14 protein-coding genes and 3 rRNA genes are annotated in these 18,122 nt (G+C 62.3%); 14 read left to right on the top strand and 3 right to left on the bottom strand.

Annotated features, from left to right (window positions below):
- Positions 1-93 precede the first annotated feature (93 nt).
- From AC5Y6Y_RS11295 to AC5Y6Y_RS11250, 10 genes are all read left to right on the top strand, one after another.
- Positions 94-576 carry an ATP synthase subunit I gene (locus AC5Y6Y_RS11295; protein ID WP_463826620.1) on the top strand — a complete coding sequence of 161 codons (483 nt, stop codon included), beginning with the start codon at positions 94-96 and terminating at the stop codon, positions 574-576.
- On the top strand, positions 569-1,327 hold the full coding sequence (gene atpB, locus AC5Y6Y_RS11290) for a F0F1 ATP synthase subunit A (RefSeq protein WP_463826619.1): 759 nt from the start codon (positions 569-571) through the stop codon (positions 1,325-1,327). Before AC5Y6Y_RS11295 ends, atpB begins: the two co-directional genes overlap by 8 nt.
- Before the next feature lie 44 nt (positions 1,328-1,371).
- A complete protein-coding gene (locus tag AC5Y6Y_RS11285; RefSeq protein ID WP_463826618.1) occupies positions 1,372-1,626 on the top strand; it encodes a F0F1 ATP synthase subunit C in 255 nt (84 codons plus the stop codon).
- A gap of 9 nt (positions 1,627-1,635) precedes the next feature.
- Positions 1,636-2,166: a F0F1 ATP synthase subunit B gene (locus tag AC5Y6Y_RS11280; protein ID WP_499930059.1), complete on the top strand. Its 531-nt coding sequence runs from the start codon at positions 1,636-1,638 to the stop codon at positions 2,164-2,166.
- 7 nt (positions 2,167-2,173) lie between these two features.
- Positions 2,174-3,514 (top strand): F0F1 ATP synthase subunit B/delta, encoded by a 1,341-nt coding sequence (locus AC5Y6Y_RS11275; protein WP_499930058.1) that lies wholly within the window; start codon positions 2,174-2,176, stop codon positions 3,512-3,514.
- A 63-nt stretch (positions 3,515-3,577) separates the two neighbouring features.
- Complete coding sequence (gene atpA / locus AC5Y6Y_RS11270) at positions 3,578-5,263, top strand: F0F1 ATP synthase subunit alpha (RefSeq protein ID WP_463826615.1); 1,686 nt, start codon at positions 3,578-3,580, stop codon at positions 5,261-5,263.
- Positions 5,264-5,269: 6 nt separating this feature from the next.
- Positions 5,270-6,196, top strand: coding sequence for a F0F1 ATP synthase subunit gamma (locus tag AC5Y6Y_RS11265; protein ID WP_463826614.1), 927 nt, complete (start codon positions 5,270-5,272; stop codon positions 6,194-6,196).
- A gap of 26 nt (positions 6,197-6,222) precedes the next feature.
- The gene (atpD, locus tag AC5Y6Y_RS11260; RefSeq protein WP_463826613.1) at positions 6,223-7,677 is read left to right on the top strand and encodes a F0F1 ATP synthase subunit beta; all 1,455 of its coding nucleotides are present in this window, start codon (positions 6,223-6,225) and stop codon (positions 7,675-7,677) included.
- A 33-nt stretch (positions 7,678-7,710) separates the two neighbouring features.
- Positions 7,711-8,076: a F0F1 ATP synthase subunit epsilon gene (locus AC5Y6Y_RS11255; protein ID WP_463826612.1), complete on the top strand. Its 366-nt coding sequence runs from the start codon at positions 7,711-7,713 to the stop codon at positions 8,074-8,076.
- A gap of 8 nt (positions 8,077-8,084) precedes the next feature.
- Positions 8,085-8,528 carry a DUF2550 domain-containing protein gene (locus AC5Y6Y_RS11250; protein WP_463826611.1) on the top strand — a complete coding sequence of 148 codons (444 nt, stop codon included), beginning with the start codon at positions 8,085-8,087 and terminating at the stop codon, positions 8,526-8,528.
- Between the two features lie 15 nt (positions 8,529-8,543).
- On the opposite strand, the gene AC5Y6Y_RS11245 is transcribed toward AC5Y6Y_RS11250, so the two are convergent.
- On the bottom strand, positions 8,544-9,131 hold the full coding sequence (locus AC5Y6Y_RS11245; RefSeq protein WP_463826610.1) for a cob(I)yrinic acid a,c-diamide adenosyltransferase: 588 nt from the start codon (positions 9,129-9,131) through the stop codon (positions 8,544-8,546).
- 71 nt (positions 9,132-9,202) lie between these two features.
- Between AC5Y6Y_RS11245 and murA the strand changes: the two genes are divergently transcribed.
- From murA to rrf, 4 genes are all read left to right on the top strand, one after another.
- Positions 9,203-10,456: a UDP-N-acetylglucosamine 1-carboxyvinyltransferase gene (murA, locus tag AC5Y6Y_RS11240; RefSeq protein ID WP_463826609.1), complete on the top strand. Its 1,254-nt coding sequence runs from the start codon at positions 9,203-9,205 to the stop codon at positions 10,454-10,456.
- Between the two features lie 303 nt (positions 10,457-10,759).
- A 16S ribosomal RNA gene (locus tag AC5Y6Y_RS11235) occupies positions 10,760-12,289 on the top strand.
- 280 nt (positions 12,290-12,569) lie between these two features.
- A 23S ribosomal RNA gene (locus tag AC5Y6Y_RS11230) occupies positions 12,570-15,679 on the top strand.
- A gap of 95 nt (positions 15,680-15,774) precedes the next feature.
- Positions 15,775-15,889: ribosomal RNA gene (rrf, locus tag AC5Y6Y_RS11225) — 5S ribosomal RNA — on the top strand.
- Together the 16S, 23S and 5S rRNA genes form the textbook arrangement of a ribosomal RNA operon.
- Positions 15,890-16,042: 153 nt before the next feature.
- Here the strand turns inward: rrf and AC5Y6Y_RS11220 are convergent.
- Both AC5Y6Y_RS11220 and AC5Y6Y_RS11215 read right to left on the bottom strand, forming a co-directional pair.
- Complete coding sequence (locus AC5Y6Y_RS11220; protein WP_499930057.1) at positions 16,043-16,540, bottom strand: methylated-DNA--[protein]-cysteine S-methyltransferase; 498 nt, start codon at positions 16,538-16,540, stop codon at positions 16,043-16,045.
- On the bottom strand, positions 16,537-18,063 hold the full coding sequence (locus AC5Y6Y_RS11215) for an AlkA N-terminal domain-containing protein (protein ID WP_499930056.1): 1,527 nt from the start codon (positions 18,061-18,063) through the stop codon (positions 16,537-16,539). Before AC5Y6Y_RS11215 ends, AC5Y6Y_RS11220 begins: the two co-directional genes overlap by 4 nt.
- Positions 18,064-18,122: the final 59 nt, after the last annotated feature.

The following is an 18,122-nucleotide window of genomic DNA, read 5'->3' as shown; positions in this document are numbered from 1 at the left end:
AATTCCAGCATGACCGTTGCGATACGCTCGGCGGGCCACCGATCAGTAGGTGATGTGGTTCACGCTCTAACAATCTGGGATTGAGGTGCTGCAGTGACGACACCAGCGCAGGACGCGCCGTTGGTGTTTCCCGCTGTTGCTTTCCGACCCGTCCGTCTGTTCGTCATCAGCCTGGTGCTGACCGCGGTCGTGACGGCCGTCGCCGGTTACGCCGGCCACCCGATGATCGGGGTGTTATTCGGTGTCGGGTTGCTGTTGGGTTTGCTCAACGCTCTGCTGGTCCGGCATTCGGTGGAGTCGATCACCGCGCGCGAACACCCCTTGAAGAGCTCGATGGCACTCAATTCCGCCTCGCGCGTCGCGGTGATCACCATCCTGGCGTTGATCATCGCGTACGTGTTCCGGCCGCAGGGTCTGGGCGTGGTGTTCGGCCTGGCGCTGTTCCAGGTGTTACTGGTGTTGTCGACAGCACTCCCGGTCTGGAAGAAACTGCGGGCCGGTGGGTCGCAAATTCCGGAAAACGGGGTATTGACCGGTTCGGAGGGGACGGAAGGGAGAGCAGCCGGCGATGAATGAGTCGATCCTTGCTGCCGCCAAAATCGAGGTCGGCGAACACCACGAGGCCACCTGGTTCGGTCTCACGGTCAACACTGACACGATCTATTCCACCGCCATCGCCGCGGTGATCGTGCTCGCGCTGGCCTTCTGGCTGAAATCGAAGGTCACTTCGTCGGACGTGCCGGGCGGCGTGCAACTGTTCTTCGAAGCCGTCACCATTCAGATGCGCAACCAGGTCGAAAGTGCCATCGGGATGCGCATCGCACCCTTTGTGCTGCCGCTCGCGGTGACCATCTTCGTATTCATCCTGATTTCCAACTGGCTGTCGGTCCTGCCGTTGCAGTACAAGGACGAAAAGACCGGCAAGACAAGCGAATTTCTCTCCTCGGCAGCGGCGGACATCAACTACGTACTGGCGCTGGCCCTGTTCGTATTCGTCTGCTACCACGCGGCCGGCATCTGGCGGCGCGGCATCATCGGACACCCGATGAAGGTGGTCAAGGGCCACGTCGCCATCCTGGCGCCGATCAACATCGTCGAAGAACTGGCCAAGCCGATCTCGCTGTCGCTGCGTCTGTTCGGCAACATCTTCGCCGGCGGCATCCTGGTCGGGCTGATCGCAATGTTCCCGCCCTACATCTTGTGGCTGCCGAATGCGATCTGGAAATCATTCGACTTGTTCGTCGGCGCGATCCAGGCCTTCATCTTCGCGCTGCTGACCGTCTTGTACTTCAGCCAGTCGATGGAACTCGACGAAGACCACCACTAGAAAAATCCTGGTAGACCGCTACCAGTTATCAAGGAGGATAAGAAATGCCAGCAGCTCCCGAAATTCTTCAAGGCGCTCTCATCGGCGGCGGACTCATCATGGCCGGCGGCGCGATCGGCGCGGGTATCGGTGACGGTATCGCCGGTAACGCACTGATCGCCGGTGTTGCCCGCCAGCCCGAGGCGCAGGGACGGCTGTTCACGCCGTTCTTCATCACCGTCGGTCTGGTCGAAGCGGCCTACTTCATCAACCTGGCGTTCATGGCGCTGTTCGTCTTCGCCACTCCGGGTGCCCAGTAATCCGCTGTGATGGGTCCTGAAGGCGATGGGCGCCTTCTTGCTTCGGCTGTCGACCTCGTAGCAGAAGGCCAAAAGAACTTCCTCATCCCCAACGGCACGTTCTTCTTCGTGCTGGCCATCTTCCTGGTGGTGCTGGGGGTGATCAGCACCTGGGTCGTGCCGCCGATCCTGAAGGTGCTCAGGGAACGCGACGCCATGGTCGCCAAGACGCAGTCCGACAACAAGAAGTCGTCGGAGCAGTTCGCCGCTGCGGAGGCCGACTACGAGGAAGCCTTGAAGGAAGCCCGGGTCAAAGCGGGCTCCTACCGCGACGACGCGCGCAACGAAGGCCGCAAGGTCATCGAGGAGGCGCGGGCCGAGGCGGACCGGGACGTGGCGGACACCCTCGCCAAGGCCAACGAGCAACTGAAGCGGGAACGCGACGCCGTGGAGTTGGACCTGCGCGCCAACATCAGCGCCATGTCGGCCACGCTGGCCAGCCGGATCCTCGGCGTCGACGTCACCCCCACCGCGACGACTTCGGAAGCGACTAGTAGGTAGCCACCCTATGGAGACATTTATCGGTCAGCTGGTCGGATTCGCGGTCATCGTGCTGCTGGTCTGGCGGTACGTCGTGCCCCCGGTGCGCCGGATGATGACCGCTCGACAAGAGATGGTGCGTCAGCAACTCGCGGACGCCAAAGAGGCGGCCGAGCGGGTCGAGCGGTCCGAACGGGCGCACAGCAGGGCCGTGGAATCCGCCAAGGACGAGTCCGAACGTCTCATCGAAGAGGCCAAGGCCGACTCCGCGCGCATCGCCGAACAGTTGCAGGCGCAGGCCGAGTCCGACGCCGAGCGCGTCAGAGCGCAGGGCACGCGTCAGATCGGGGTGCTGCGGGCGCAGCTGATCCGGCAGCTCCGTTTCGAACTCGGCCACGAATCGGTGCGCCAGGCCGGGGAACTGGTGCGCACGTTCGTCGCCGACAAGGAACAACAGTCGGCCACCGTCGACCGCTTCCTCGACGAACTCGACGACATGGCTCCTGAGCCGGCCGACGTCGAGTCCCCGGTGGCGGCCAAGATGCGGTCGGCGAGCCGGTTGGCACTGAAAAACTCGGTGGAGAAGTTCGACTCGCTGGCTGAGGACCTCGACACGGAGGGTCTGACGACGCTGGCCGACGAGCTCGTCTCGGTCGCCAAGGTGCTCGACAGCGAAGTCGTCGTCACCCGGTATCTGACTGTGCCATCGGAAGATTCGACGCCGCGGGTCAAGCTGGTCGAGCGCCTGTTCGACGGCAAGGTGGGCGATCCCACGCTGGAACTGCTGCGCACCGCGGTGTCGGAACGGTGGTCGGCCAACGGCGATCTCATCGACGCGATTCAGCATGTATCCCGGCAGGCGTTGCTGGCCGTCGCCGAAAACGACGACAACATCGACGAAGTCGAAGACCAGCTGTTCCGGTTCTCCCGGATCCTGGACACCCAACCCCGGCTGGCCATCACGCTCAGTGATCAGCGCACGCCGGTCGAAGGCCGGGTCGACCTGCTGCGCAAGGTGCTTGACGGCGCCAGCGGCAGCGTCAACCCCGTCACCATCGCGCTGCTCTCGCACACCATCGAGTTGCTGAGGGGCAAGCCGGCCGACGAGGCGGTGCTGTTCCTGGCCGAGGTGGCAGTGGCGCGCCGCGGCGAATTGGTTGCGAAAGTCAGTGCCGCGGCCGAGCTCACCGACGCCCAGCACGAACGCCTGGTCGAGATACTCGGCCGCATCTACGGACATCCGGTGGCCGCACAGGTCCAGACCGATTCCGGGTTGCTCGGCGGACTGTTGATCACCGTCGGCGACGAGGTGATCGACGGCACGCTCAAGTCTCGTCTGGCAGCCGCCGAAGCTCAGCTCCCCGACTGACCGCCAAGCCTGACCGAAACCACGAACTAGCCAGCAGAACCCGAACGAGGAAGACGAAAAGCTATGGCCGACTTGACAATCTCCGCTGATGACATTCAGAGCGCAATCGAGGAGTACGTAAGTTCCTTTACGTCCGACACGTCCCGGGAGGAAGTCGGCACCGTGGTCGACGCCGGCGACGGTATCGCCCACGTCGAGGGATTGCCGTCCACGATGACCCAGGAACTCCTCGAGTTCGAGGGTGGCGTCCTCGGCGTCGCGCTGAACCTCGACGAGCACGAGATCGGTGCGGTGGTGCTGGGTGACTTCGACCGGATCCAAGAGGGCCAGCAGGTAAAGCGCACCGGTGAGGTGCTGTCGGTTCCGGTCGGCGACGCTTTCCTGGGCCGCGTTGTCAACCCCCTCGGACATCCCATCGACGGCGGCGGCGAGATCGAGACCGACGATCGGCGTGCCCTCGAGCTGCAGGCGCCTTCGGTGGTGCAGCGGCAGGGGGTGAAGGAACCGCTTCAGACCGGCATCAAGGCCATCGACGCGATGACCCCCATCGGTCGCGGACAGCGTCAGCTCATCATCGGCGACCGCAAGACCGGCAAGACCGCGGTGTGCGTCGACACGATTCTCAACCAGCGCAAGAACTGGGAGACCGACGACGACAAGCAGCAGGTTCGCTGCGTGTACGTGGCGATCGGGCAGAAGGGCACCACCATCGCCGCGGTGCACAAGGCCCTCGAAGAGGGTGGGGCGATGGATTACACCACCATCGTCGCGGCCCCGGCCTCCGAATCCGCCGGCTTCAAATGGCTTGCCCCGTACACGGGTTCGGCGATCGCGCAGCACTGGATGTACGCCGGCAAACACGTGCTGATCGTGTTCGACGACCTGACCAAGCACGCCGACGCCTACCGTGCCATCTCGCTGCTGCTGCGTCGTCCGCCCGGCCGCGAGGCGTTCCCGGGTGACGTGTTTTACCTGCACTCCCGGCTGCTCGAACGCTGCGCGAAGCTCTCCGACGATCTCGGTGGGGGTTCGCTGACCGCGCTGCCGGTCATCGAGACCAAGGCCAACGACATCTCGGCCTACATTCCCACCAACGTCATCTCGATCACCGACGGTCAGTGCTTCCTGGAGTCCGACCTGTTCAACCAGGGTGTGCGCCCGGCCATCAACGTCGGATCCTCGGTGTCCCGCGTCGGTGGCGCGGCGCAGATCAAGGCCATGAAAGAGGTGGCCGGGTCGTTGCGTCTGGATCTGTCGCAGTACCGCGAGCTGGAATCCTTCGCGGCCTTCGCCTCAGACCTCGACGACACCTCGAAGAAGCAGCTGGCCCGTGGCGAGCGCCTGGTGGAGTTGCTCAAGCAACCGCAGTACGAGCCGATGCCCGTTGAGCAGCAGGTGGTTTCGATCTTCCTGGGCACCGGCGGTCAACTCGACTCCGTGCCGGTGGAGGACGTGAAGCGGTTCGAGGCCGAGTTGCTGGACCACATGCGGGCTTCGGAGGAGTCGTTCCTCGAGACCATCCGTTCGAGCGGGAAGTTCGGGGACGACGAAGAAGAGAAGCTCACCAGCATCATCAACAAGTTCAAGAAGGGTTTCGCGGCCAGCAGCGGCGAGTCGGTGGTGCCCGACGAGCACGTCGAGGCCATGGACGAGGACGACGTCGAGAAGGAGTCGGTGAAGGTCCGGAAGGAAAAGCCGAAGGATGAGAAGAAGGACTCCAAGAAGAGCGCCAAGAAGAACGAGAAGTAGCTAGCCATGGCTGCCACTCTTCGTGAACTACGTGGCCGGATCCGCTCGGCCGGGTCGATCAAGAAGATCACCAAGGCCCAGGAACTGATCGCCACGTCGCGCATCGGCAAGGCGCAGACCCGGCTGCAGGCCGCACGGCCCTATGCGTTCCAGATCACCACGACGCTGCTCACGCTGTCCGCCGAAGCCGCGCTGGACCACCCGCTGTTGGTCGAGCGGGAGAACCCGAAGCGGGCCGGCGTGTTGGTGTTGTCGTCGGACCGCGGACTGTGCGGCGCCTACAACTCCAGCATCTTCCGTCGCTCCGAGGAACTGTTCTCGCTGCTCCGGGAAGAAGGCAAGGAGCCGATCCTGTACACGGTCGGCCGGAAAGCGCAGAACTACTACTCGTTCCGCAACTGGGACATCAAGGCGTCCTGGACGGGCTTCTCCGAGCAGCCGCAGTACGAGAATGCCGCCGAGATCGGCGACACGCTGGTGGACGCCTTCATGAAAGGCGCCGGTGACGACGACGATTCCGACATCGACAGTGACGTGCAAGGCGTCGACGAATTGCACATCGTCTATTCGGAATTCAAGTCGATGATGTCGCAACAGGCTGCGGCACACCGGATTGCGCCGTTGGTGGTGGAATACGTCGAAGATGACGACGACGAACCGCACACGCTGTACACCTTCGAGCCCGACGCCACGACGCTGTTCGACGCGCTGCTGCCGCGGTACCTGACCACTCGGGTGTACGCGGCGCTGCTGGAATCGGCGGCCTCCGAGCTCGCTTCGCGACAACGTGCGATGAAGTCGGCCACCGACAATGCCGACGACCTGATCAAGGACCTGACGCTGCAGGCGAACCGCGAGCGGCAGGCCCAGATCACCCAAGAGATCAGCGAAATCGTCGGTGGCGCAAACGCGCTCGCCGACGCCGCCAAGTAAGCCCCCACGAGGAAGCGATAGAAGTTATGACCGCAACAGACGAAAAGAACGACACCAAGTCGGGCGGCTCCGACACCAACGGACGCGTGGTCCGGATCACCGGTCCTGTGGTCGACGTCGAATTCCCGCGCGGTTCGGTCCCGGAGCTCTTCAACGCGCTGCACGCCGACATCGAGTACGAGGCGATGAAGAAGACGCTCACCCTCGAGGTGGCCCAGCACCTGGGGGACAACCTGGTGCGCACCATTTCGATGCAACCCACCGACGGCCTGGTGCGTGGCGTCGACGTCACCGACACCGGCAAGTCGATCTCGGTGCCGGTCGGTGAGGAAGTCAAGGGTCACGTCTTCAACGCCCTCGGCGTCTGCCTGGACGAGGAGGGGTACGGAGAAGACTTCGACCACTGGTCGATTCACCGCAAGCCACCGTCCTTCGAGGACCTCGAACCGCGCACCGAGATGCTCGAGACCGGCCTGAAAGTGGTCGACCTGCTCACCCCGTACGTGCGCGGCGGCAAGATCGCACTGTTCGGCGGTGCCGGCGTGGGCAAGACGGTTCTGATCCAGGAGATGATCAACCGTATTGCCCGAAACTTCGGTGGCACTTCGGTTTTCGCCGGGGTGGGGGAGCGGACCCGCGAGGGTAACGACCTGTGGGTCGAGCTCCAGGAAGCCGACGTCCTCAAGGACACCGCGCTGGTGTTCGGTCAGATGGACGAGCCGCCCGGCACCCGTATGCGGGTGGCGCTGTCCGCTCTCACCATGGCCGAGTGGTTCCGTGACGAGGCCGGTCAGGACGTGTTGCTGTTCATCGACAACATCTTCCGGTTCACCCAGGCCGGTTCGGAGGTGTCCACGCTGCTCGGTCGGATGCCGTCCGCGGTGGGATACCAGCCCACCCTGGCTGACGAAATGGGCGAGCTGCAGGAGCGCATCACCTCGACCCGAGGCAAGTCCATCACGTCCATGCAGGCGGTGTACGTGCCCGCCGACGACTACACCGACCCGGCGCCGGCGACCACCTTCGCCCACCTGGACGCCACCACGGAGTTGTCGCGTTCGGTCTTCTCCAAGGGCATCTTCCCGGCGGTGGACCCGCTGGCCTCCAGCTCGACCATCCTGGACCCCAGCGTGGTGGGCGACGAGCACTACCGCGTGGCCCAAGAAGTGATCCGAATCCTGCAGCGTTACAAGGACCTTCAGGACATCATCGCCATCCTCGGTGTCGACGAGCTCTCCGAGGAAGACAAGCAGCTGGTCAACCGGGCCCGGCGTATCGAGCGGTTCCTCTCGCAGAACATGATGGCTGCCGAGCAGTTCACCGGACAGCCGGGTTCGACGGTGCCGGTGAAGGAGACCATCGAGGCCTTCGACAAGCTGACCAAGGGCGATTTCGACCACGTGCCCGAGCAGGCCTTCTTCCTGATCGGCGGACTCGAGGACCTGGCCAAGAAGGCCGAGAAGTTCGACGTCAAGCTGTGATCGTGCAACGGCCAACTCGAAAGGTGGTGTGACATGGCGGATCTGAACGTTCAGATCGTCGCTGTCGACCGAGAGATCTGGTCGGGCGAGGCGACGTTCCTGTTCACCCGCACCACCGTCGGCGAGATCGGCATCCTGCCGCACCACATTCCGTTGGTGGCGCAACTGGTCGACGACGCCATGGTCCGGGTGGAACGGGAAGGCGAAGACGACCTGCGGATTGCGGTGGACGGTGGCTTCCTGACCGTGACCGAGGACGGCGTCAGCGTCCTGGCCGAATCGGCGGAGTTCGAGAAAGACATCGACGAGAGCGCCGCCAGACAGGATTCGGAATCAGACGATCCCCAAACGGCCGCCAGGGGGCGCGCCAGATTGCGCGCCATCGGCGCGATCGACTGACCCACACGATGAGCGCGCCCATGGTCGGCATGGTCGTGCTCGTCGTCTTGCTGGGGACGGCCGTCCTGGCTTTGAGTTTCCGACTGTGGAAACTGCGTCAGGGCGGCACCGCGGCCATCATGCGGGACATCCCGGCAGCGGGCGGGCACGGTTGGCGCCACGGGGTGATCCGTTACCGCGGTGGCGAAGCCGCGTTCTACCGGTTGTCCAGTTTGCGGCTGTGGCCGGACCGTCGGTTGAGCAGACGCGGTGTGGAAGTGGTTGCCCGACGAGCCCCACGCGGCGACGAATTCGACATCATGTCCGACGAGATCGTGGTGCTGGAGCTGCGCGACACTACCCAGGAGCGACGGCTGGGTTACGAAATCGCCTTGGACAGAGGTGCTTTGACGGCATTTCAGTCGTGGCTGGAGTCCCGGCCGTCGCCGCGTGCGCGTCGCCGCGACGCCTGACCCTGGCCGACGCCGTTACTGCTGTTCGCCACCCTGGCCGCCGCCCGGACGCCATAGGACGTCGCCGCCCGGGTTGGCCACCCGCGACAGGATGAACAGCAGATCCGAGAGCCGGTTCAGGTACTTCGCCGGTAGGACGCTGACATCGTCGGGATGAGCATTCACCGCTGCCCACGCCGACCGCTCGGCGCGCCGGGCGACCGTCCGGGCGACGTGCAGTAACGCCGACAGCGGTGAACCGCCCGGCAGCACAAAGGAATTCAGGGCCGGCAGGCCCTCGTTGTAGCTGTCGCACCAACTTTCGAGCCGGTCGATGTAGGCCTGGGTGATGCGCAGCGGCGGATACTTCGGGTTGTCCACCACCGGAGTCGACAGGTCGGCGCCGGCGTCGAACAGGTCGTTCTGGATCTGCCGCAGCACATCGCCCAGCTGCTGGTCGGGCGCACCCACCGCCACCGCGACACCGATCGCGGCGTTGGCTTCGTCACAGTCGGCGTAGGCGACCAGCCGCGCATCGGTCTTGGCGACCCGTGAGAAATCGCTCAATCCCGTCGTGCCGTCGTCGCCGGTGCGGGTATATATGCGGGTCAGATGGACTGCCATGGGCCAAACCGTACCGGGCTGGCCGGGTCGGCCGACTGACAAGGGGCATACCCCTTCACTAGACTGACCCGGTGGCGGAGCGATTCGTGGTGACCGGCGGCAACCGGTTGTCGGGTGAAGTCGCCGTCGGAGGCGCCAAGAACAGCGTGCTCAAACTGATGGCCGCCGCCCTGCTGGCCGAAGGCACCAGCACCATCACCAACTGCCCGGACATCCTGGACGTGCCGCTGATGGCCGAGGTGTTGCGGGGCCTGGGTGCCACCGTCGAACTCGACGGCGACGTCGCGCGGATCACCTCACCGGACGAACCGAAGTACGACGCGGACTTCGCGGCGGTCCGTCAGTTCCGGGCCTCGGTCTGCGTGCTGGGACCGCTGGTGGGCCGATGCAAAAAGGCCAGAGTCGCGCTGCCGGGCGGAGACGCGATCGGGTCGCGCCCCCTGGACATGCACCAGGCGGGCCTGCGCCAACTCGGCGCGCAGTGCAACATCGAGCACGGATGTGTTGTCGCACAAGCAGATACGCTGCGGGGCGCGGAGATTCAGCTCGAATTTCCCTCGGTCGGGGCGACCGAGAACATCCTGATGGCCGCTGTGGTGGCCGAAGGCGTCACCACCATCCACAACGCGGCACGCGAACCCGACGTGGTGGACCTGTGCACGATGTTGAACCAGATGGGCGCGCAAGTCGAAGGCGCCGGTTCGCCGACCATGACCATCACCGGGGTGCCCCGGCTGCATCCGACCGAGCACCGAGTCATCGGTGACCGGATCGTGGCGGCCACCTGGGGGATCGCCGCCGCGATGACCCGCGGAGACATCACGGTGACGGGAATAGATCCGTCCCATCTGCAGTTGGTGCTGCACAAGTTGCATGATGCGGGCGCGACGGTCACCCAAACCGACAGCAGTTTCCGTATCGCGCAGTACGAGAGGCCGAAGGCGGTCAACGTCGCGACGTTGCCCTTTCCCGGCTTCCCGACCGACCTGCAGCCGATGGCGATCGCGCTGGCCTCGATCGCCGACGGCACCTCGATGATCACGGAGAACGTCTTCGAGGCGCGGTTCCGGTTCGTCGAAGAGATGATCCGACTCGGGGCGGACGCCCGCACCGACGGGCACCACGCCGTGGTGCGCGGGCTGCCCCAACTGTCCAGTGCTCCGGTGTGGTGCTCGGACATCCGGGCCGGCGCGGGCCTGGTGCTGGCCGGCCTTGTGGCAGACGGGGATACCGAGGTCCACGACGTGTTTCACATCGATCGCGGCTACCCGTTATTCGTCGAGAACCTGGCGATTTTGGGAGCAGAGATCGAGCGGGTACAGTAGCCAACGTTCACGCCCAACGGCGAGATCACCTCCCAAAAGATGATCGAAACCAGGGCTTGACTCTCCAGCCGGATGTGTATTAAGCTGGCAGGGTTGCCCCGAATCGGGCAGAACATGCAGTAAAAAGTGTTGTTTGAGAACTCAATAGTGTGTTTGGTGTTTTTGTTTGTTGTTGTTTTTTGACTACATTCCGCACCCCCCGTGTGTGGGTGTAGTCGTTTTTTCAGATGCCAGTTCATGGTGTCTTTTTGTTAGGTCAGATTTTCTCTGATTGTGAATTCACCTCGGTTTCCGAGGAGTTTTTGTTTGGAGAGTTTGATCCTGGCTCAGGACGAACGCTGGCGGCGTGCTTAACACATGCAAGTCGAACGGAAAGGCCCTTCGGGGTACTCGAGTGGCGAACGGGTGAGTAACACGTGGGTGATCTGCCCTGCACATCGGGATAAGCCTGGGAAACTGGGTCTAATACCGGATAGGACCACGGGATGCATGTCCTGTGGTGGAAAGCTTTTGCGGTGTGGGATGGGCCCGCGGCCTATCAGCTTGTTGGTGGGGTGACGGCCTACCAAGGCGACGACGGGTAGCCGGCCTGAGAGGGTGTCCGGCCACACTGGGACTGAGATACGGCCCAGACTCCTACGGGAGGCAGCAGTGGGGAATATTGCACAATGGGCGCAAGCCTGATGCAGCGACGCCGCGTGGGGGATGACGGCCTTCGGGTTGTAAACCTCTTTCACCATCGACGAAGGTTCGGGGTTTCCCGGATTGACGGTAGGTGGAGAAGAAGCACCGGCCAACTACGTGCCAGCAGCCGCGGTAATACGTAGGGTGCGAGCGTTGTCCGGAATTACTGGGCGTAAAGAGCTCGTAGGTGGTTTGTCGCGTTGTTCGTGAAATCTCACGGCTTAACTGTGAGCGTGCGAGCGATACGGGCAGACTTGAGTACTGCAGGGGAGACTGGAATTCCTGGTGTAGCGGTGGAATGCGCAGATATCAGGAGGAACACCGGTGGCGAAGGCGGGTCTCTGGGCAGTAACTGACGCTGAGGAGCGAAAGCGTGGGGAGCGAACAGGATTAGATACCCTGGTAGTCCACGCCGTAAACGGTGGGTACTAGGTGTGGGTTTCCTTCCTTGGGATCCGTGCCGTAGCTAACGCATTAAGTACCCCGCCTGGGGAGTACGGCCGCAAGGCTAAAACTCAAAGGAATTGACGGGGGCCCGCACAAGCGGCGGAGCATGTGGATTAATTCGATGCAACGCGAAGAACCTTACCTGGGTTTGACATGCACAGGACGCCGGCAGAGATGTCGGTTCCCTTGTGGCCTGTGTGCAGGTGGTGCATGGCTGTCGTCAGCTCGTGTCGTGAGATGTTGGGTTAAGTCCCGCAACGAGCGCAACCCTTGTCTCATGTTGCCAGCGGGTAATGCCGGGGACTCGTGAGAGACTGCCGGGGTCAACTCGGAGGAAGGTGGGGATGACGTCAAGTCATCATGCCCCTTATGTCCAGGGCTTCACACATGCTACAATGGCCGGTACAAAGGGCTGCGATGCCGCGAGGTTAAGCGAATCCTTTTAAAGCCGGTCTCAGTTCGGATCGGGGTCTGCAACTCGACCCCGTGAAGTCGGAGTCGCTAGTAATCGCAGATCAGCAACGCTGCGGTGAATACGTTCCCGGGCCTTGTACACACCGCCCGTCACGTCATGAAAGTCGGTAACACCCGAAGCCAGTGGCCTAACCCTTTGGGAGGGAGCTGTCGAAGGTGGGATCGGCGATTGGGACGAAGTCGTAACAAGGTAGCCGTACCGGAAGGTGCGGCTGGATCACCTCCTTTCTAAGGAGCACCACGAAAAGCACTCCAATTGATGGGGTGCGAGCCGTGAGGGGTTCTCGTCTGTAGTGGACGGGACTCGGGTGCACAACAACAAGCAAGCCAGACACACTATTGGGTCCTGAGGCAACACTCGGGGTATCACCCGGCTGTTGTCCCACCATCTTGGTGGTGGGGTGTGGTGTTTGAGAATTGGATAGTGGTTGCGAGCATCAAACGAAGACGTCGCCGTTCACGGTGGCGTGTTCTTTTGTGCAATTTTATTCTTTGGTTTTTGTAGTGTTTGTAAGTGTCTAAGGGCGCATGGTGGATGCCTTGGCATCGAGAGCCGATGAAGGACGTGGGAGGCTGCGATATGCCTCGGGGAGCTGTCAACCGAGCTTTGATCCGAGGATTTCCGAATGGGGAAACCCAGCACGAGTGATGTCGTGTTACCCGTACCTGAATATATAGGGTACGGGGGGGAACGCGGGGAAGTGAAACATCTCAGTACCCGTAGGAAAAGAAAACAATTGTGATTCCGCTAGTAGTGGCGAGCGAACGCGGAAAATGGCTAAACCGTATGCATGTGATACCGGGTAGGGGTTGTGTGTGCGGGGTTGTGGGAATGATCTTCTTGGTTCTACCTGACCAGGAGGCAGTCAGAAAGTGTCGTAGTTAGCGGAAGTGGCCTGGGATGGTCTGCCATAGACGGTGAGAGCCCGGTACGCGAAAACTTGGCACCTGCCTTGATCAATCTCCCGAGTAGCAGCGAGCCCGTGGAATTTGCTGTGAATCTGCCGGGACCACCCGGTAAGCCTAAATACTTCTCGATGACCGATAGCGGATTAGTACCGTGAGGGAATGGTGAAAAGTACCCCGGGAGGGGAGTGAAAGAGTACCTGAAACCGTGCGCCTACAATCCGTCAGAGCCTCCTTGTGGGGTGATGGCGTGCCTTTTGAAGAATGAGCCTGCGAGTCAGGGACATGTCGCAAGGTTAACCCGTGTGGGGTAGCCGCAGCGAAAGCGAGTCTGAATAGGGCGCATCCCCGTTAGGGGTGTAGTGGCATGTTCTGGACCCGAAGCGGAGTGATCTACCCATGGCCAGGGTGAAGCGCGGGTAAGACCGCGTGGAGGCCCGAACCCACTTAGGTTGAAGACTGAGGGGATGAGCTGTGGGTAGGGGTGAAAGGCCAATCAAACTCCGTGATAGCTGGTTCTCCCCGAAATGCATTTAGGTGCAGCGTTGCGTGGTTCACCACGGAGGTAGAGCTACTGGATGGCCGATGGGCCCTACTAGGTTACTGACGTCAGCCAAACTCCGAATGCCGTGGTGTCAAGCGTGGCAGTGAGACGGCGGGGGATAAGCTCCGTACGTCGAAAGGGAAACAGCCCAGATCGCCGGCTAAGGCCCCAAAGCGTGTGCTAAGTGGAAAAGGATGTGCAGTCGCAGAGACAACCAGGAGGTTGGCTTAGAAGCAGCCACCCTTGAAAGAGTGCGTAATAGCTCACTGGTCAAGTGATTGTGCGCCGATAATGTAGCGGGGCTCAAGCACACCGCCGAAGCCGCGGCACATCTACTTTTGTAGGTGTGGGTAGGGGAGCGTCCCTCATTCAGCGAAGCCATCTGGTAACGGGTGGTGGAGGGTGGGGGAGTGAGAATGCAGGCATGAGTAGCGAATAGGCAAGTGAGAACCTTGCCCGCCGAAAGACCAAGGGTTCCTGGGCCAGGCCAGTCCGCCCAGGGTGAGTCGGGACCTAAGGCGAGGCCGACAGGCGTAGTCGATGGACAACGGGTTGATATTCCCGTACCCGTGTGTGCGCGCCCGTGATGAATCAATTGTGCTAACCACCCAAATGGTCGCTGATCAATCCCTTCGGGGTGCGACGGTGACCGGCTGCGTGGGACCCCGGTTGGTAGTAGTCAAGCGAAGGGGTGACGCAGGAAGGTAGCCGTACCAGTCAGTGGTAATACTGGGGCAAGCCCGTAGGGAAAGCGATAGGCAAATCCGTCGCTCATTAATCCTGAGAGGTGACGCATAGCCGATTGAGGCGAATTCGGTGATCCTCTGCTGCCAAGAAAAGCCTCTAGCGAGTTCACACACGGCCCGTACCCCAAACCAACACAGGTGGTCAGGTAGAGAATACCAAGGCGTACGAGATAACTATGGTTAAGGAACTCGGCAAAATACCCCCGTAACTTCGGGAGAAGGGGGACCGGCATGCCGTGAACACCCTTGCGGTGGGAGCGGAAACCGGTCGCAGAAACCAGTGAGAAGCGACTGTTTACTAAAAACACAGGTCCGTGCGAAGTCGCAAGACGATGTATACGGACTGACGCCTGCCCGGTGCTGGAAGGTTAAGAGGACCCGTTAACTCGTAAGGGTGAAGCGGAGAATTTAAGCCCCAGTAAACGGCGGTGGTAACTATAACCATCCTAAGGTAGCGAAATTCCTTGTCGGGTAAGTTCCGACCTGCACGAATGGCGTAACGACTTCTCAACTGTCTCAACCATAGACTCGGCGAAATTGCACTACGAGTAAAGATGCTCGTTACGCGCGGCAGGACGAAAAGACCCCGGGACCTTCACTATAGCTTGGTATTGTTGTTCGGTACGGTTTGTGTAGGATAGGTGGGAGACTGTGAAACTCTAACGCTAGTTAGGGCGGAGTCGTTGTTGAAATACCACTCTGATCGTATTGGACACCTAACGTCGAACCGTATATCCGGTTCACGGACAGTGCCTGGTGGGTAGTTTAACTGGGGCGGTTGCCTCCTAAAATGTAACGGAGGCGCCCAAAGGTTCCCTCAACCTGGACGGCAATCAGGTGTTGAGTGTAAATGCACAAGGGAGCTTGACTGCGAGACTTACAAGTCAAGCAGGGACGAAAGTCGGGATTAGTGATCCGGCACCTCTGAGTGGAAGGGGTGTCGCTCAACGGATAAAAGGTACCCCGGGGATAACAGGCTGATCTTCCCCAAGAGTCCATATCGACGGGATGGTTTGGCACCTCGATGTCGGCTCGTCGCATCCTGGGGCTGGAGCAGGTCCCAAGGGTTGGGCTGTTCGCCCATTAAAGCGGCACGCGAGCTGGGTTTAGAACGTCGTGAGACAGTTCGGTCTCTATCCGCCGCGCGCGTCAGAAACTTGAGGAAACCTGTCCCTAGTACGAGAGGACCGGGACGGACGAACCTCTAGTGCACCAGTTGTTCCACCAGGAGCACTGCTGGATAGCTACGTTCGGACAGGATAACCGCTGAAAGCATCTAAGCGGGAAACCTTCTCCAAGATCAGGTTTCTCACCCTCTAGGAGGGATAAGGCCCCCAGCAGACCACTGGATTGATAGGCCAGACCTGGAAGCTCAGTAATGAGTGCAGGGAACTGGCACTAACCGGCCGAAAACTTACCAACACAACCAATCGCAACCACTATCTGTTCCCCGGCTTGATTGCCGTGGACACCACACCCCCCATCAACACAACTTGCATGTGCGAATTAAATAGAGTTACGGCGGCCACAGCGACAGGGAAACGCCCGGTCCCATCCCGAACCCGGAAGCTAAGCCTGTCAGCGCCGATGATACTGCCCTTTTTGGGGTGGAAAAGTAGGACACCGCCGAACATACACAAAAACACCCCCATTCATTTGGGGGTGTTTTTGTATTTCCGGAAATGGCTCACCATGGATATCTGGGAGCGTATCGCCAGCGCGCGGAATGGCCGTAGAGTTTCGCCGTGCGGTTGAGACTTTCGGCCGCCCGGTTCCCGCGGCGGCTCAGTCGAACAGTGTCGGCTCGGCCGGCACCCGCCGGCGCTCCAATTCGAGCAACGTCTGCTTGCGGTCGAGTCCACCGCCGTACCCGGTCAACTTCCCGCCGGCTCCGATGACCCGATGGCACGGCACGATGACGGCGATCGGATTGTGGCCGTTGGCCAGCCCGACCGCACGCGCGGCGCCGGGAGCGCCGATCTGCCGAGCGATTTCCCCATAGGACCGGGTTTCGCCGTAGGGAATCGTGGTCAATGCCGTCCAGACCCGGCGCTGGAATTCGGTGCCGCACAATTCCATCTCGACATCGAAATCGCTGAGGTCGCCGGTGAAATAGGCATTCAACTGTTTGACCGCGTCATCGAACGCGCTGTCGTCCAGATGCCAATCGGCGCGACTGGGCTCATACGTCTGGTCCACCATGCGCAGATTGGTCAGCACCCCGTCCCGGCCGGCCAGCGTCAGCGGGCCGATCGGGCTCTCGATAGTGCGATAGACGATCATGCGATTTCCTTTGACGAATTCTGGGACGACGAATTCCGGGGCGGCGAGTCCTGGGGCGGCCACACATTGACCGGATGTTCGAGCGTGGTCCACAGATGCTGGGTGGCATAGGAGCGCCACGGCCGCCAGCGTGCGCTGTGGGCCACCAGGGCCCGCTCCTGCTCGGGCAGTCCCAGTGTTCTGGCTGCCGTCCGCAAGCCGAGGTCGCTGGCCGGAAAGGCGTCGGGATCACCCAGGCCGCGCATGGCGATCACCTCCGCAGTCCACGGACCGATACCGGGCAGATCGAGCAGTCGTCGTCGCGCGCGGGCCCAGTCGCAGCCGGGGTCGAGGATGACACGGCCCGCGGCCAACGCGTCGATCAGTCCGGTCACCGTCCGGCGCCGCGTTTGCGGCACGGCCAGATGGACTGGGTCGATGTCGGCGAGTTGCTCGACGGACGGGAAGGTGTGGGTCAACCCGCCGGCGGGATCCTGCACCGGGTCGCCGTAGGCCGCCACCAACCGTGCGGCGTGGGTGCGGGCGGCTTTGGTCGATACCTGCTGCCCGAGCACCGTCCGAATTGCCAGTTCGGATTCGTCGACCGTGCGCGGGATGCGTTGTCCCGGCGCCTTGGCAACCGCTGCGGCCAACTCCGGGTCGCTGCTCAGCGCTTCGACCACCGCTTCGGGATCGGCGTCGAGGTCCAGCAGCCGTCGGCACCTGGCAGTGGCGCTGGCCAGGTCGCGAAAGTCAGCCAGCACCAGCAGGCAGCGGACGTGGTCGGGGGCAGGTGTCAAGGTCACCACACCGTTGCCGTGGGCGAGTCGCAACGTCCGGCGCAGCGAGCCGGCGCGGACCTCCTCGCACCCCGGCACCGCGGTGGCCGCCAGGTGGCCGAACACGCCCTCGTAGGCGAACGGGGTGCGGACCGGAAGGCGCAATGTGAGCGTTCCGGCGGTGGGGAGCGCTGGACGACGCCCCGCCGCCCGGGCGCGCAGCGCCGTCGGCGTGCTGTCGCACGTCAGTCGCACCGTGTCGTTGAACTGCCGGATGCTGGAAAATCCGGCGGCAAACGCGACGTCGCCGAAGGGCAGGTTCGTGGTCTCGATCAGCACCCGGGCGGCCTGCATCCGTTGGGCGCGGGCCAGGGCGAGCGGGCCGGCGCCCACCTCAGCCTGCAGCAACCGCTCCAGCTGCCGGGTGGTGTAACCGAGGCGGATGGCCAGTCCGGTGACGCCTTCGCGGTCCACCGTGCCGTCGGCGATGAGTCGCATCGCCCGCGCCACGACGTCGCCGCGCACGTTCCACTCCGGCGAACCCGGGGAAGCGTCCGGACGACACCGCTTACAGGCTCGGAAGCCTTCGCGCTGGGCGGCCGCCGCCGTCGGGAGGAACCGCACGTTGCGGGCCAGTGGCGGCGGCACCGGGCAGCTGGGCCGGCAGTAGATCCGGGTGGTCAGCACCGCGATGACGAACCAGCCGTCGAACCGGGCGTCCTTGGCCTGGACCGCCCGATAGCAGCGTTCGAAATCGTCGTGCACCCTTCAACAGTTACACCGTCGGGCCGACATGACTGGCGGAAAAACGACATCAGGGTGCA

It is taken from the genome of Mycobacterium sp. NGS24 (assembly GCF_059813065.1).
Note: the sequence above shows the minus strand (reverse complement) of the source record. Positions and strands in the feature narration are given on the sequence as shown.